Annotated in this window: 15 protein-coding genes; 10 read left to right on the forward strand and 5 right to left on the reverse strand. The window is 31.0% G+C overall.

The genetic code is table 11. The features are described 5' to 3' along the window. Window positions 1–19 precede the first annotated feature (19 nt). From BTO06_RS11455 to rlmB, 3 genes are all read left to right on the forward strand, one after another. Window positions 20–1540, forward strand: a complete 1521-nt coding sequence (locus BTO06_RS11455; RefSeq protein WP_100925434.1) for a RagB/SusD family nutrient uptake outer membrane protein — start codon at window positions 20–22, stop codon at window positions 1538–1540. Between the two features lie 62 nt (window positions 1541–1602). Then, window positions 1603–2337: a hypothetical protein gene (locus BTO06_RS11460; RefSeq protein ID WP_100925435.1), complete on the forward strand. Its 735-nt coding sequence runs from the start codon at window positions 1603–1605 to the stop codon at window positions 2335–2337. 77 nt (window positions 2338–2414) lie between these two features. Next, the gene (gene rlmB / locus BTO06_RS11465) at window positions 2415–3152 is read left to right on the forward strand and encodes a 23S rRNA (guanosine(2251)-2'-O)-methyltransferase RlmB (protein ID WP_100925436.1); all 738 of its coding nucleotides are present in this window, start codon (window positions 2415–2417) and stop codon (window positions 3150–3152) included. Here rlmB and BTO06_RS11470 read toward each other — a convergent pair whose 3' ends face one another. Further along, window positions 3153–3875, reverse strand: coding sequence for a rhomboid family intramembrane serine protease (locus tag BTO06_RS11470; protein ID WP_100925437.1), 723 nt, complete (start codon window positions 3873–3875; stop codon window positions 3153–3155). It abuts the gene before it with no gap. 76 nt (window positions 3876–3951) lie between these two features. On the opposite strand from BTO06_RS11470, the gene BTO06_RS11475 reads away from it, so the two are divergent. Next, window positions 3952–5223, forward strand: coding sequence for a replication-associated recombination protein A (locus BTO06_RS11475; protein ID WP_100925438.1), 1272 nt, complete (start codon window positions 3952–3954; stop codon window positions 5221–5223). Here BTO06_RS11475 and BTO06_RS11480 read toward each other — a convergent pair. The 4 genes from BTO06_RS11480 to BTO06_RS11495 are packed head-to-tail and all read right to left on the reverse strand — an operon-like array spanning window position 5220 to window position 8617. Beyond that, on the reverse strand, window positions 5220–5963 hold the full coding sequence (locus BTO06_RS11480) for a hypothetical protein (protein WP_100925439.1): 744 nt from the start codon (window positions 5961–5963) through the stop codon (window positions 5220–5222). The genes BTO06_RS11475 and BTO06_RS11480 overlap by 4 nt on opposite strands. Window positions 5964–5965: 2 nt before the next feature. After that, entirely contained in the window at window positions 5966–7339 is a 1374-nt protein-coding gene (locus BTO06_RS11485) for a DUF5723 family protein (RefSeq protein WP_100925440.1), read from the reverse strand. 3 nt (window positions 7340–7342) lie between these two features. Next, complete coding sequence (locus tag BTO06_RS11490) at window positions 7343–7900, reverse strand: hypothetical protein (protein ID WP_100925441.1); 558 nt, start codon at window positions 7898–7900, stop codon at window positions 7343–7345. Window positions 7901–7933: 33 nt separating this feature from the next. Further along, window positions 7934–8617, reverse strand: coding sequence for a YjjG family noncanonical pyrimidine nucleotidase (locus tag BTO06_RS11495; protein WP_100925442.1), 684 nt, complete (start codon window positions 8615–8617; stop codon window positions 7934–7936). Between the two features lie 156 nt (window positions 8618–8773). On the opposite strand from BTO06_RS11495, the gene BTO06_RS11500 reads away from it, so the two are divergent. The 6 genes from BTO06_RS11500 (at window position 8774) to BTO06_RS11525 (ending at window position 15874) form a co-directional block, all read left to right on the forward strand. Then, window positions 8774–9859 (forward strand): helix-turn-helix domain-containing protein, encoded by a 1086-nt coding sequence (locus tag BTO06_RS11500; RefSeq protein ID WP_100925443.1) that lies wholly within the window; start codon window positions 8774–8776, stop codon window positions 9857–9859. Window positions 9860–9971: 112 nt separating this feature from the next. Further along, window positions 9972–10583, forward strand: coding sequence for a DUF3575 domain-containing protein (locus BTO06_RS11505; RefSeq protein WP_100925444.1), 612 nt, complete (start codon window positions 9972–9974; stop codon window positions 10581–10583). Between the two features lie 100 nt (window positions 10584–10683). Beyond that, the gene (locus tag BTO06_RS11510) at window positions 10684–11757 is read left to right on the forward strand and encodes a fatty acid desaturase family protein (protein WP_157811817.1); all 1074 of its coding nucleotides are present in this window, start codon (window positions 10684–10686) and stop codon (window positions 11755–11757) included. Between the two features lie 230 nt (window positions 11758–11987). Further along, window positions 11988–13178 (forward strand): oligosaccharide flippase family protein, encoded by a 1191-nt coding sequence (locus BTO06_RS11515; protein WP_100925446.1) that lies wholly within the window; start codon window positions 11988–11990, stop codon window positions 13176–13178. After that, window positions 13165–14295, forward strand: coding sequence for a CapA family protein (locus BTO06_RS11520; RefSeq protein ID WP_157811819.1), 1131 nt, complete (start codon window positions 13165–13167; stop codon window positions 14293–14295). Before BTO06_RS11515 ends, BTO06_RS11520 begins: the two co-directional genes overlap by 14 nt. A gap of 1 nt (window position 14296) precedes the next feature. Further along, window positions 14297–15874 carry an asparagine synthase-related protein gene (locus tag BTO06_RS11525; RefSeq protein ID WP_100925448.1) on the forward strand — a complete coding sequence of 526 codons (1578 nt, stop codon included), beginning with the start codon at window positions 14297–14299 and terminating at the stop codon, window positions 15872–15874. Window position 15875 lies beyond the last annotated feature (1 nt).

Here is a 15875-nt window from a genome sequence, read left to right on the forward strand (position 1 = left end):
TAAAAAAAACATTAAAATCATGAAAAAAATTAAATTAATTTTCGCCGCTGCTTTACTTTCGTTATCATACGGGTGTAGTGACGAACTATTAGACAACAGTGGGACTTCAGGAGAAAGTCAGCCCACTCAAGACTTAACATCTGCACAATTAGGATATGGTGCACAAACAAATCCTTTGATTAGTACAGCATTTATGAGTGGAGCCTATGCACAAATGGTTCAGCAAGGTTCTGGAGGATCAACTAGTCATGTTGACTTTGGGCACAAATCTTACGATGTCTTCGGTGACATGGTATCAGGTGATATGTCGCTCTCTGTAAGTACTTATGGATGGTACAGAGCAAGTATTACAGAACTTCAAGGACCTCAAGATTTCACACGTGGTGAAAACAGAATGATTTGGAGATATTATTATCGTATAATACGATCAGCGAATACAATCATTCAAACTTACGGAGGAAGTGACGCAACTCCAGAGAGTGAACTTGGAAGACACCAAATGGGACAAGCTAAAGCATTAAGAGCACATTCTTATTTTTATTTAACTCAGTATTTCCAAAAGAAGTACAATGCTTCAGAGCCTATTTTACCTATGCCAACTGAACCAGGTGGTAACTTGGCTAAATCAACTGCCGAAGAAATCTATAATTTAATGGAACAAGATTTAACTGATGCTATTTCATTACTTTCAGATTTCAATCGTACTAACAAGTCGGCAATAAATCAAGATGTTGCTAGACTAATTTTAGCTTATGTATTAGGAGCTAAAGGAGGCAGAGATGCAGAGGTAGCAGCTTTAACACAACAAGTTATAAATAGTGGTAATTACACAATGTTAAGTCCTGCCGAAGTTACTAATGGCTTTAATAACGTTAATACACCTAGCTGGATGTGGGGAATCGATATTACTCCAGTATTAAGTTTAGGTCTAATTTCTTGGTGGGGACAAATTGATGCTTACTCATACAGTTATGCTTGGGCTGGTGACTATAAAGTTATTGATGCAGATTTATTCGCTGCAATTCCAGCAAACGATGCAAGAAAAGCCCAATTCTTAGACGCACCAACAAATGGTAGACACTTACAACCTTTATTAAAGTTTTACTTTAGTGCAGCTGTTGCTGGATCTACTGCCTTTGGAGCAGGACCACAATCAGGAATAACAGCAGATTATGTTTACATGCGTGTTGAAGAAGCATACCTTTTAAATGCTGAGGCGAACGCGAGAGCAGGTAATGATGCAGGAGCTCGTGCTTCTCTAAAAGCATTACTTCAAAGAAGAATTCCAGACGCTTCTTATGTAGATGGTTTAAGCGGACAAGCTTTACTTGATGAAATTTATTTACAGACAAGAATAGAATTATGGGGTGAAGGTAAAAGTTACCTAGCAATGAAACGAAATAAGGCAACGGTAACAAGAGGAAGTAACCACCTTTCTTTAGTTGGTGTACCACTTCAATATGATGAGGAAAGAATGACTTTTGAAATTCCACAAGATGAAATTCAGAATAATCCTTTTATTTCTAGTCAAAATTTATAATTCAAAACTTTCCATCTTGACTCTTTAACGAGTCAGGATGGTATTTTTCAACCCTTACATATATGAAAAACATTAAATTACTTTTATTAGCAGTTTTTTCAATAGTACTTTTTAATAGTTGTACTGATGAAGTTGAGCCACAAAATACTAACTATGTTACTTTCGGTGCAGAATCTTACGATTTCGGAGTTGATGCTGGTTCGACAGGAACTACATTCAATATCCCTGTATATACTGCTAACACGACAGGATCTGACAGAACATTCAATGTAACTATTGATATGGATAATTCAGATGCAGGTGACGGATCATATACGGTTCCTTCTTCTGTAACAATACCTGCTAACTCAAACGAGGGATCATTAGATATTATATTAAGTGACACGAACTTAGGAATTGGTGTTAATACACTAACTGTTAATTTTGAAGGCGGTGTAGAAGGATTATCAACAAGTGTTCCTGTTGAAATCAACTACATTCAGAATTGTAACGAAGTTACAGGTACTTTAGATTTTGTATTTGACGGTTTTGGAAGTGAAATTTCATGGCAAATTATAGACTCAATAGGAGGTGTTGTTGCCTCGGGATCTGGCTATGCTGATGGTCAGGCTACAGCTTCTGAAGCTATCACTTTATGCGCAGGAAGAACTTTTACTTTAGTTGTTAACGACTCTTTTGGTGATGGATTAAGCTTCCCAAATATCGGATCTTATACATTAACAATTGGTGGAACTGTAAAAGCTACAGGTGAAGGAGACTTCGGTTCTTCTCAAACACATAACTTTGATACAAACTAAAAAAAGAACATATAGGATAAATTAAACCACCTTTAAAGGTGGTTTTTTTTTGTCATAAATTAATCTATTTTTGCACCATGGAACAATCGACAATAATTTTCGGTATAAGAGCTATAATAGAAGCGATAGATAGTGGCTCTACTTTAGAAAAAGTATATTTACAAAAAGGTTTAAGGGGAGATTTGTTCTTTCAATTAGATAAAATCCTTAAGAAAAATAAAATCTCTACTAGTGTTGTTCCAGTGGAAAAATTGAATCGATTATCAAAACATAATAATCATCAAGGAGCTGTGGCTAAAATTTCACCAATTGAATTTGTAAATCTAGAAACTATAATCGAAGATGTACAATCTAAATCAAAAATTCCACTATACTTGATTCTTGACCAAGTATCAGATGTAAGGAACTTTGGAGCAATTATTAGGTCTGCTGAATGTACAGGTGTAGATGCGATTATTATCCAAAAGAGTGGTAGTGCTCCGGTTAACGCTGAAACTATAAAAACATCAGCAGGTGCTGCCTTTAGATTACCAATTTGTAAAGTGGACCATATAAAAGATGCTATTTTCCAACTTAAAGCTGCCGATATAAAACTGGTCGCAGCAACAGAAAAAACAGAATATTCCGTATTTGACATAGACTTAAAACAACCATTAGCAATTATTATGGGGTCTGAACATAAAGGTGTTAGTAATTCCATCTTAAAAATGGCTGATTTCAGAGGTAAATTACCTTTACTTGGTGAGATTGGATCCTTAAATGTTTCGGTAGCTTGCGGCGCGTTTTTATATGAAACTTTAAGACAGAGGAGATAACTACTCCTCCTCTTTTTTCTCTTTATACATGTAATTCACCCTAAAATTCACTTCAACTTCATCAGAAATTTCTTCATCAATCTCTGGTTCAATATAATTACCCTCTTCATCAAACATATCGTCAAATTCGGTCTGAGAAAACACATATTTTTCCTTAACTAGACCTATTTTACGATATGCTAATGCCATTAGTATTCCAGTAATAAAGCCAGCTAAATGACCTTCCCACGACATACCTTCTTTTATTGGAAATACATACCAAATCATGCTTCCATATAAAAAAATCGTAACTAAAGACATTGCCACCAAACGATAATGTCTTTTTATTATACCACTGAAGAAGACAAAGCTAAATAGGAGATAAACTATTCCACTTGCGCCAATATGATATGATTCACGACCAATCACCCAGGTTAGTAATCCTGTAACAACTCCCCCAATGATTAAAACTTTTAACGCCACTTTTCGATAGAAATACATCAAACCCATTAGGAGCACTAATAAAGGAACCGAATTATGTAACAGATGCTTTGTATCACTATGAATAAAATGCGTGAATAGCACCCCCTTTAAGCCACTTATAGACCGGGGTAAAACACCAAACTTGTTAAAATTAAATCCGAATTTAATCTCTATCCAATACACAAACCAGATTATAAAGACAAATAACAACGGAATTATAAATACATCATTTGATATTTTAAATTTATTTTGCTCGTTCATAGACTTTCTAACTACAAAAATATATCCAATTTAAAAATTACGAATTTCTGTCAGAAAACTTTATTACTTTTACTCTATGAGTGCACCTTTGGCAGAAAGAGTAAGACCTAAAACAATAGAAGATTATATAAGTCAGCAGCATTTGGTTGGTGAAAAAGGAATATTAACACAACATATACGTCAAGGAATTATTCCTTCATTAATTCTGTGGGGACCTCCTGGAGTTGGTAAGACAACTTTAGCAAATATAATCGCTAATGAATCGAAAAGACCATTCTATACATTAAGTGCAATTAGTTCTGGAGTAAAGGACGTTAGAGAAGTTATTGAAAAAGCTAAAAAGAGTAACGGCTTATTCACTCAAAAAAATCCAATTTTATTCATTGATGAAATTCATAGATTCAGTAAATCACAACAAGATTCGTTATTAGGTGCTGTTGAAAAAGGTTGGGTTACTCTTATTGGTGCAACTACCGAAAATCCGAGTTTTGAGGTTATACCTGCCCTACTCTCTCGATGTCAAGTTTATATTTTAAATTCTTTCGACAAACAAGATCTTATCAATCTAATCAACAGAGCCATTGCCAAAGATGAGATTTTATCTAATAAAACTATAAATCTCAAGGAAACTGACGCATTATTGCAAGTATCCGGAGGTGACGCAAGAAAATTACTCAACATATTTGAGCTACTCGTAACTTCTGAAGACAATATTGATATTACTAATGAGTTAGTACTGTCAAAAATTCAAAAGAATACGGTTAGATACGATAAAACGGGAGAACAACATTATGATATTGTTTCAGCATTTATTAAATCAATAAGAGGTAATGATCCTAACGCTGCTGTTTATTGGTTAGCTAGAATGATTGAAGGTGGCGAAGATGTTAAATTTATCGCTAGACGAATGCTTATCGCGGCGTCTGAAGATATTGGTTTAGCCAATCCTACTGCTCTTATACTGGCCAATAATACTTTTCAAGCCGTTTCAGTAATTGGATATCCAGAGTCCAGAATAATATTAAGTCAATGTGCAGTATATTTAGCAAATTCTCCTAAGAGTAATGCTTCCTATATGGCAATTGGAGAAGCACAAAATTTAGTACGTAATACAGGAGATTTATCCGTACCTCTGCATTTGAGAAATGCTCCGACTAAATTAATGAAGGACTTAGATTACGGTAAAGATTACAAATACTCTCATAACTATCAAGACAACTTTGTTAATCAAGAATTTCTACCTGAGGAAATTTCCAATACCAAACTTTATGAACCTGGAAATAACCAAAGAGAAAATAGTTTCAGAACATCGCTAAAGCAACGTTGGAAAGACAAATACAATTATTAAAATTTAAGCTTTATAACTTTGGTTTGAATAATGCCACCTTTGTAATATTGAGCAGACCAGTTACCTTGATTTTTCTTTAACAACACGCCATTTTTGTCTTTAATAATAAAAACGTCAGGACTAGATGTGCTTAATAATTCAAATACGATTCTCTCATCTTTGCCCTTGAGTTGATATCCATTACTCGTCTTAACAGCAAAAATATCAGATGTCAATTCAGTTTTCGTATTGTCGACATTGTCTTTAACTATTTCTATATTTTTATCTTTCTTAAGGGTTACATTTAAATCTCTCTTTATTACAGTACTTTTTTTAAGGGGTTCGTACTTATAATTTAATCTTTTTATGGAGCTGAATGACTTTCTTAAAGCTTCTTGATAAGCTCTTTTGTATTCTTTGATTTTACTCTTTCCCTCATCCGCTCTAAAAATCACTTCATTGTAACAATCTTTTAAAACTAAATTTAGTTTAGTCGAAAACATTCCTGAACCGTCTTCTAATTCAGCTCTAAGTGCTAAACATTTATTTAACGCTAAATCTTTTGGTAAATCATCCTCATTCAAAAATGCAGTGAAATCATTTTTATTAAATAAAAACTTCGTTAAGCCACTCGTTTGATATTTATCAGCCTCGTCAAAAACCTCCATTTGTCTTGGAACAACAATATATTTATAATTGTTGATATTTTTCTGCCCGAATACAGAAACCGAAATCAATAAAAAAACAAGTAAACTTTTCATAATTATTTAAATAATATATTTATACCAAACTGAACAGAAGCACTGTTCGCATTTGCAATATCGGAAAGATTAAATATATTATCAACCGCTCCATAAAGATTTATCTTCCAAATATGAACTGACATACCAATTCCAAAATTAGTATGTGAGAAATCATCAACTGTGTAGGTAACCCTTGAACTTACTTTCTCTGAGAACTTTCTTTGATAAAACCCAGTAAAAGCAAATTGCGGGCCTATGGGACGAATTACTGAATATAACTGCGCGCCCACCGCATTATCGTAATAACTATGAGAGGAAATATCAAAACAGCTTTCTTCTCTTCTCGATTTCCCGAAATAATGATGTAACGCAGCGTTGAATTTCATAGGTCTCATTACAGAATATGACTCACTGTTTTCACTTCGAGGAACACTTGAACTAATATCATCGTTCAAATCTTGCCAATAGTTAGGATTACTTCCATCGTATTGGAATTCAATTCCTGAAAAAACATAACCTCCTGTTACAGTTCCATTTCTTAATTGATCAGAATAATGAACAAATCCTATATCTAATAAACTAGCCGAAAATTCGGTTTGTTCATCCATTTGATAGGTAAAACCTATATCTATTCCCAAACCTAAATTCGGACCAAAAAAAGTATTTCCTAACACATCAGAAACGTCGATAGTTATCTGATTATCTGAACTAACAATTCCTGATGAATAACCAGCTAAATCCAGTCCACTTAAAGTATGTTCATAAATTCCATTTGTTCCCAACCTAGTTGTAAAACTTCCTTGATTATCATTGGTAAGAACATTTAAGGAACCAGAATAAATTTTCAATCGAACTCCAGCTGTTAAGCGTTTACTAAATTTTCTTGATATTCCTGCATGTAAGACTCCTAAAACATCTCCCTTAATACTCAATCTTGAAAACAAAAAATTTCTATTCAAATTAGGTGCGTTACCGTCGCGTAATAATTCAAGAAAATCCTTTGGTATAGTTGAAAAAGCATCTAACTCGGTATAAAATCCGACACTTAAATAATCTTTATCGTTCATTTGATAACCAGCATTTACAATGTCTACTTGCGTATTCAAAGCAATATAATCGTTATTATCTAATTGGTTTAAAACATTATCTAACTTGGTATTAAAATCAACATTATCATTTCTAAACAAATCAGCGATTGTAAAGCCGGACATATTCCCCTGTGCTGAAATCCCTGAAAGTAATGGAACTCCCACATGATACTTATAGTTTGCTTTTGCTCCGGGATTCAACAACAAAGTCTGAGGTATATTATCAAAACCGTACAAGATTTGTTTATTTTGTGATGATAAAATAACAGTAAATAACACTAAAAAACTTGAAAAAAATCTAATCATAAATTAGTTACTGTTATTAAACGAAAAATAAAATGTTCCTGCCGATTTAAAGACAAATGAAGTCGGCACATTTATATCTATTGAAGATCCATCAGAACTAGGTAATAAAGTTAGTTCTACTTGAATTTTTCTACTATTCAATAGATCAGGGTTGTTGGCAATAATAATCTCATTCTCTTGAACAAAACTGGTATTGTTCGCATCAATATTTAACGTAATATCGTTATTTGTACTAATATCATTATTATCTAGAAATATGAAATTAATTCTAAAATCACGATTAAATTGATTATTTACTTCAAAACGAAATACCGCTCTATCTAAATCATTTCGAGCTATACCGTTATCCAATATGGAAACAACAGAGGTTTGAGTAATAGTTCCAACTTCACTTCCTCCTACTACTAAATCATTCTGAGTAATATTTGTATTTACTAAAGATACTACAGTAACAGGTGTAATATTTGCATCTTCTGCTTGACTAAAGTCTATATTATCTACACAACTTCCTAAAACTAGGGATAAGAAAGTTAATAAACAATAAAATTGTTTTTTTCTCATAAACTGTACTCTTAATTTACAACAAATAAATTTCTATAAATATCGTTTAATTTCAGACAAAGCTTTAACACTTATTATTCTTTCATCAACACTATGCTTAACTTTAGAGAGATATATGGGAGAAATTCCTACGGCTAATGCTCCTAAAACATCAGCTTCCAAACTATCACCAACCATAATTGAGTTATCAGCAGAAACATTAGCTTCATTTAAAGCAAATTCAAATACTTTAGGATTCGGCTTTTTCACACCAACGCTTTCTGAAGTAACAACAACATTAAAATAATGATTAATTTTTGATTTTTCAAGTTTAATTCTCTGAACTTCCTCAAATCCATTTGTTATTATATGAAGATTGTATTTATCCTTTAAATAATCGAGAAGATCTTTTGCTCCGTCAAGAAGATAGTTAAATGAAGGTAAATAAGTAATGTAATCCTCTGAAATTTTATTAATTAGTTTATCACTAATTTCAAAATTCAATTTATCAAAAGTTGTTTTTAATCTTTTGTACCTGAGCTCAGCCTTACCAATTTTTTCGTTACGATAAAGTTTCCAATATTCTAAATTAATCGGCTCATATACTACTAGAAATTTATTTATATCTAATTCGATATTCTGTTCTGTAAATATCTTCTTAAATGTAAGTCCTGAATTTGTATCAAAATCCCATAAAGTATGGTCTAAATCGAAGAATATATCTGTAATTTCTGTCATATTCAAATTTAACTATATCTAAATTAGTAGTTGGTATTTATCCATTAATTTATTTATCAAATTCTAATACTATTCTTAAAATTTTCACAGCATTTTAACTGGTAAATATTTCAAAATTATAAAAAACATATATCTTGCATACATTTCTAAAACTTTATGCAACTATCTGAGTTTTTTAATTTGTTTTTGATTGTAAGTGCAATTCACGGATTTGTATTTAGTTTTTTTTTATTTAAAAAAACAGGATTAGATAAGAATACAATTTTCCTGAATTTATTGATTCTTGTCATAGCACTAAATAACTTACAATCTTGGCTTTTAGCTAAAGATTTTTTAGTTTTAGATTACATTCAAATTCCTTGGCATTTTTTAATAGCTCCCCTATTCTATTCTTTTGTTATTAATTATCTACAAATTGAAAAAAGCTTTTTTAATATTATAAAGGTCTTATTTCCATTTTTTTTAATTAGCATTATCTTTCAGGTGGTTTCTTTTTCATTTATTAAAGATTCTGCAACTTCCTCTGAATATGACTTATTTTATGAGAAGTATACTTCTATTGAAGAACTCGTTAGTTTTTTCATTTCTATCAGTATTTTCTTTTATTGCTTCCATATTATCAGATATAAGAAAGAACTTTTTAAAGGTGTATTGAGCTACGACAGTTTAAAATGGCTAAATACCTTTATATTTTTAGCCCTAATTTCTTATGCTCTTTGGGCACTTGCAGTTGGTGTTAAGTTTTCACTTCAATTTAAAGACTTCATCGCTTTTTATTACCCATTAAGAGTAATGACAACTGTACTTATCTATTGGTTAGGTTACGAATTGGTGTATATGCTTCGTCAAGTTAAAGAAAGAAAATTAATTCGTCAGAATAATTTAAAAAAAACAGACGCCCAAAATAATAATAATCTTCAAAAATTTAGAGATCTTGAAAATTACATTATCAATAACAGAAGATTTTTGGATAATTTACTAAGCTTGGAAACTTTGGCCAATGAGCTTAGAATGAGCACTAGCCAACTCTCTAAAATAATCAATGAACAAAGTGCAAAAAATTTCAATCAATTAATCAATGAATATCGAGTAAATTATTCCAAAGAACTACTAAAAAATCAAGAGTATAATCTCTACACCATTACCTCAATAGCACTAGAATCAGGTTTTAATTCCAAATCTACCTTTTATAATGCCTTTAAAAAGCACACAGGGGTAACACCTTCTCAATTTAGAAATTAATTCAATTTACAGGAGTCCAGATTCACGTAAATCTATCCAACTTTTAGCATCTTGGATGATTTTGGACATTTAGTTTCCTTCATGAATCTAGTTTTGTCAAAAACTAAATATCATGAATAATTACCTAAAAACTACATGCTCAAAAAATTCTCAAAAGAGAAAAAAAACAAATTATTTTGTAGCTGTTTCTTTATTGACATTATCATTATTTTCTATGAATGTAAATGCACAGGAAAAAGAAGAAGTAAGACAAATAAAAGGAAACAATGAACTAAAAATTAATGGACTTTATCTAGTAGCAGGTGGTGCAGAAATTACTTATGAAAGAATTTTAAGTAATGAAACTGCTCTTGGACTTTCTCTTAGATTTAATATTGACAACAACAACTTTTATAATTTCGGAGCTTTGCCATACTACAGATTCTATTTTGGTAAAAAAAGAGCAGGAGGATTTTTCGTAGAAGGAAATGGAGCAGTTCTTTTAGATGAATTCAAAAAAGAAACCACTATAACAATCAACGGCAACAATGGATTTATAAACATGAATGATGTAGGAGATCTTAAAACTAGGTTCGGATTAGGGATTTCAGTTGGTGGAAAATTCTTATCAAGGAATGGGTGGATTGGTGAACTGTCTCTAGGATTTGGAAGAGTATTTGGAGTGGAAAATGATGCTTCAAAAGTTTATTCAAGAGCAGGAATTACAATAGGAAAAAGATTTTAAACCAAACAAGTAAGTTTAATAACCTAGAGTGGTTGGAGATTATGAAATCGAAGACCATTTTTTCAAAAAATTATTCAACTCCTTTTTAAATCAATATCACATGGAAAATCCTAAATTTAAAAGTGTTGCATACGAGATAGATATTTACAATACACTACGAAAAAGAGTTAAAAGGAATTTAGCTGGCAAGCAACTAAAATACGGAGGAGTAAGTTTTTGGTTAAAGGGTTTATGTTGGCTCTTAGTAACTTATATCTCTTATACGTTACTTTTTCAAACAGATAACGGTTTACTTTTCTGGATATACTATGTGCTTTTTCAAATGGCTGGCCTTTTAGTAGGTTTCAGTTTTGGACATGATGCATCTCACAATACGGCTTTTAAAAACAAAAAGGCAAATCAAGTTTTACATTTTTTCAGTTTTTTAACCTTTGGAATTGATCCATTACTATGGGGGCTTCGACATATTAGATCGCCTCATCTTTACGCTAATGTTGAAGGAAGTGACATCGATATCGATAAAAATCCGTTTTTGCGATTAGCACCTTCTCATCCTTGGACTAAAAAGCATGCCATACAACACATTTATGCACCTTTCGTATATATGTTAGCATTAGTTTATTCGGTATTTATGGGTGACTGGATTTACTTATTTTCAAAAGATTATAAATGGATGAGATCTGGTGTAAGTAAGAACGAAATGTTAATTCGATTTTTTCTTTTTAAAATAGTTTATTTCAGCTTAGTCTTAGCCTTACCTCTACTCTATTCTAACTTTTCAATAAGCTTTGTTGTAATCACATATCTTTCAAGCTCAGCTTTCACATCATTACTATTTGTGGTTATGCTTGTTGGAACTCATTTTTTTGATGAAGCTGAATATTACGAAGCTGATGAAAATGGTTTAGAATCTTCGTGGGCAGTTCATCAATTGAAAACGAGTTGTGATTGGAACCCAAATAATGCTTTTGCTAGATTTTTAAGTGGCGGATCTAACTGTCACGCTGCTCATCATTTATTTCCAAATATTTGTCATACGAACTATCACAAAATCAATTCGATCATTGAGGAAATCACAAAAGAATATGGACTTCCTTATCATAAAAAATCATTATTCGCAATGATGAAATCGCATTTCAAACATTTGAAAAGAATGGGGAAATTGTACTATTAAAAGACCAAATTAGAAATTCTGATCTCCCTAAAAAGCGCTGCACATAATGTAAGCGCTTTCTTTTCTTTCAGAATAAATAGTTCACGAGAATAATTATATTTGATTCAAAAATACAGAGCTTTACAAATAATAGTGAAGTTAAAGGAAGGGACACATTGAAGTTACTCAAGAATTCATTTATCAAAAACATTCTTACACTTATCTCCGGTTTGGGTTTAAGTCAGATAATTATGTATGCATTCATTCCTGTTATCACTCGATTATTTAGTGAGGAAGTTTTTGGTGTTTTTATGCTTTTCTCATCTGCTGTTTTGTTACTTAAACCACTGATTTCTTATCAACTTGAACTTGCTATTGTAGTTCCAGAAACAACTAAAAAAGCAATTAATGTTTTTGCATCTTTACTTTTTATTCTGCTTATCAACTCGTTGGTTTTTTTTATTTTAATAATGCTATTCACAAAACAGATTGTTACATTTTTCAATTTACAAAGTCTATCCTACTTTATTTATTTTTTGCCTTTGGCTGTATTTTTATACGGAGCTTCACTTGCGCTTGAATATTGGAATAATAGGAATGAAAAATTTAAAACTATTGCCAAAGCTCAATTGGTAAAGTCAAGCACCATGAGTATTGGACAAGTAACTACTGGATTATCGATTAAATCCTTAGGGCTTATTCCTGGTTATTTAATAGGATTGTTATTTCAAATTATTTCCTTATTAAAAAACTCTTACTCAGGTTTACAACAAGAAATACATCATGTATCATTTACTGAAATGAAACAAGTATTGCAACAATATAAAGACATTCCTATTTACAGTACAATTATCAACTTTTCCAATACACTATCTAATGAATTACCAATTCTTTTAATTAGTAATTTTTTCGGTATTAAAGCTACTGGAATTTATGGACTAGCAAGCAAAGTTAGTAAAGCGCCTACAGGAATTGTTCAAAACTCCGTAAGTCAAGTATTTTTCAGTAAAGCAACTCAAATAGTTAATGACCAAGGAGATTTAAAAACTTTTGTTTTAAAAACAATTAAGGGATTAGTAATTTCAGGTGCTCTATTATTCGGCGGATTGGCAATTATTTCGTTCTTTTTTGAATTCATTTTTGGAAATGAATGGAAAGATGTTGGATTATATACTAGAATTTTGATTCCTTGGTTGTTCTTTATGTTTTTATCTTCACCAATTACTCCTTTAATCACCATTTTAAATCGACAAAAAGTCTTACTACTTTTCGATATTTTATTATTAATATTTAGGTTTATAGCTCTATTTGTAGGTTTTAAACTTTATGATGACTTAGTTATTTCCTTAATCTTATTCTCAATTGTAGGAGCAATTTTTAATATTTTTATGATTATTTACTTGATCAATATTTCAAACAAAAAGCAGATTGGATATCAATAGTATCAATATAACTTTTACGGGTGATTTAAATATTTCAGGCGCATTCGAACCAAAAATAATGAATGACAATGAAATATTTTGTAATGAATTACTATGTGAATTCCGACGAAGTGATTTTGTTATTTGTAATTTAGAAGGTCCAACAACCATAGCCGAATTTAAAAACACCACACAAACAGTAATTAAAAGTCCAAGAGAAACTATAAATTACTTATCAAAACGAAATATTAAGGTTTTTAATCTTGCTAATAATCACATTTTTGATGCTAATAATGTAGGAATTGATGACACAATTCAAGAGATTGAACAACAAAAAAGTCTTCACTTTGGAATCAAAAACAATAAAAATGACGCCGTAAAAATCATAGAAAAAAATGGTGTTAAAATTGGGTTGATTGGTATTGCACATACGTTCCCAAATAAATCAGGAAACTACTCAATTCCTAATAAAAGTTTTACTCGATTAAGAAAGCTGGTCAAAAAGCTTCATTCAAGAACCGATCATATCGTTGTGAACTTTCATGGTTTTGAAGAATTTACTCTTTATCCTTCACCAATAAAAAGAAAATTCCTTCAAAAAATCGCCAAACTAAAAAAGGTTTCAGTAGTGATTGCGCATCATTCTCATACTTTTCAAGGATTTGAATTCATTGAAAAAACACCAATATTTTACTCATTAGGAAATTTTATTTTTGATATTCCTAATCATAAAATGTACGACTATGTTGATTCTGCAGCTTTGGTAAGGTTTCAATTTAGAAAAACAGATTTCTCATTTGATTTTGTTCCATTTAGAGTGGCTAATGGATTTGTAAAAAAATCTAATTATGAAGCTTTCATTAATCACTTATATCAAATCTCTGATTTCAGTAATTATAAACGCACGTGGCGTAAAGAAGCTCATCGAGTATTATTCAGGAAAAATAATCCCAAAATAGCATCTCAACAAGAAGGTGAAACTCTTCAAAATTCGAATGTTTTCAAGATTCTATTTACCAAAAAATTCTATGAAAAATGTAAAATGATTTTGGGTGATCAAACAATGTTTTCTCTTTATACCAATGCTGTTTACGAAGAAATATTGAATAAATTCTCATCAAAAAAACGTTCAGTTTAGAATGAGAATAGACCTAAAAATAAATAACGGATTTCTTTGGTTCTCGTCTTACAACGTACATTTGAAAGGATATTTCTTTTATGAAAACATTTTTTATGAAAAACAAAATGCAATTCATAAACTATTAAAGTTTCAATCCATTTCAGAATTCAAAAAAGTAGTTCATCAATTTAATGGAATATTTACTATTGTAATTACCATTGACAATACAACTCTCCTAGCTTGTGATGCTACAAGAATTTTCCCGTTGTTCTACGGAATCGATAATAACCAACTTTTAATAACTGATGAAATTGAAAATTTTAAATCCAAATTTTATTGTAAAGAATCAGAAATTGAAATGCTTTCTTCTTTACATTGCTTTGGAAATAAAACATTATTTGATGATATATTTATAACACAATCTAGTGAATTACTGACGCTGCAAGATGATGACATTGTTCGTTCGGAATTCCTTTTTAGTTATGCTACGAATGAGTACAGTAATGATTCTTACCATAATTTAAAACAAAAAACTATCGATGCGTTTGATAATGCTTTCAAAAGATTATCAGAATCTATAAAAGACAAAAAACTGGCATTGCCGCTAAGTGCTGGCTACGACTCTCGATTAATTGCTGCTTATTTAAAAAAACTAGAACATAAAAATGTTCTCTGCTATACTTACGGAAGAGCTTCTAGTTTCGAAATTGAAAACTCAAAAAAGGTTGCTGAAACATTAGGTTTTGATTGGGTTTTCATTCCTTATACTGAAAAATTGATTAAGGGATTCACAAGTTCCAATGAATTCAAAGAGTTTGTAAAATTTGCAGGAAAATATTCTAGTACCCCAAATTTTCAAGAATACTTCGCTGTTAAGTATTTAAAACAACAAAATTTAATTGACGAAACAACTGTTTTTATTTCAGGTTATGCTGGTGACTTACTCGGTGGAAGTCAATTTTTAAAGGTGATTCCTGAAGATTTTAAAACTAAAAAACTTATCGCAACTCTTTATAAAGAAAAGTTTCATTTTTATAATCACTCGAATGAACAAAAATTAGCACTACAAAAAACCATATCGAAAACTCTGACTCATTTTAATTTTAGTTACTCCGAAAAATCGGCACACTCAGTTTTTGAAGATTTTGACATCAAAGAAAAGATTACAAAGTATATTTTTAACTCATCTAGCTTTTACACTTTCTTTGGATATGAAGTTCGATTTCCTTTTTGGGATACTACATTACTTGAACATTTCAAAAACATGCCTGTTTCATCTAAACTAGAGAAAAAGCTCTTTGACGATGTTTTGGTTACCAACTATTTTAAGCCTCTGAATATTCATTTCAAAAACGATTATAAACCAGATGCTAGCCATCTTAAAATAAACCAAATCAAAACTTTTATTAAAAATTTGGTTCCGAAAAGGGTTTTGTCAAAGCGTTTAGAAAAATCGGATTGGAATAATTATCTATTAATTACAAATGAATTGAAAGAAGAATTATTAAAAAAGAATTTACCTTTTGAAATTCCAACAAAAGCATATAATCAAGTTGTAGTTCAATGGTATTTGTATTTTTGTAAAAACCAGATTTAAT

Source organism: Tenacibaculum sp. SZ-18 (genome assembly GCF_002813915.1).
Lineage (GTDB): Bacteria > Bacteroidota > Bacteroidia > Flavobacteriales > Flavobacteriaceae > Polaribacter.

Excerpts from the sequence above, each read along its gene's own strand:
- BTO06_RS11455 (WP_100925434.1), top strand. The coding sequence starts at position 20 with ATGAAAAAAATTAAATTAATTTTCGCCGCTGCTTTACTTTCGTTATCA.
- BTO06_RS11460 (WP_100925435.1), top strand. The coding sequence starts at position 1,603 with ATGAAAAACATTAAATTACTTTTATTAGCAGTTTTTTCAATAGTACTT.
- rlmB (WP_100925436.1), top strand. The coding sequence starts at position 2,415 with ATGGAACAATCGACAATAATTTTCGGTATAAGAGCTATAATAGAAGCG.
- BTO06_RS11470 (WP_100925437.1), bottom strand. The coding sequence starts at position 3,875 with ATGAACGAGCAAAATAAATTTAAAATATCAAATGATGTATTTATAATT.
- BTO06_RS11475 (WP_100925438.1), top strand. The coding sequence starts at position 3,952 with ATGAGTGCACCTTTGGCAGAAAGAGTAAGACCTAAAACAATAGAAGAT.
- BTO06_RS11480 (WP_100925439.1), bottom strand. The coding sequence starts at position 5,963 with ATGAAAAGTTTACTTGTTTTTTTATTGATTTCGGTTTCTGTATTCGGG.
- BTO06_RS11485 (WP_100925440.1), bottom strand. The coding sequence starts at position 7,339 with ATGATTAGATTTTTTTCAAGTTTTTTAGTGTTATTTACTGTTATTTTA.
- BTO06_RS11490 (WP_100925441.1), bottom strand. The coding sequence starts at position 7,900 with ATGAGAAAAAAACAATTTTATTGTTTATTAACTTTCTTATCCCTAGTT.
- BTO06_RS11495 (WP_100925442.1), bottom strand. The coding sequence starts at position 8,617 with ATGACAGAAATTACAGATATATTCTTCGATTTAGACCATACTTTATGG.
- BTO06_RS11500 (WP_100925443.1), top strand. The coding sequence starts at position 8,774 with ATGCAACTATCTGAGTTTTTTAATTTGTTTTTGATTGTAAGTGCAATT.
- BTO06_RS11505 (WP_100925444.1), top strand. The coding sequence starts at position 9,972 with ATGAATAATTACCTAAAAACTACATGCTCAAAAAATTCTCAAAAGAGA.
- BTO06_RS11510 (WP_157811817.1), top strand. The coding sequence starts at position 10,684 with ATGGAAAATCCTAAATTTAAAAGTGTTGCATACGAGATAGATATTTAC.
- BTO06_RS11515 (WP_100925446.1), top strand. The coding sequence starts at position 11,988 with ATGTATGCATTCATTCCTGTTATCACTCGATTATTTAGTGAGGAAGTT.
- BTO06_RS11525 (WP_100925448.1), top strand. The coding sequence starts at position 14,297 with ATGAGAATAGACCTAAAAATAAATAACGGATTTCTTTGGTTCTCGTCT.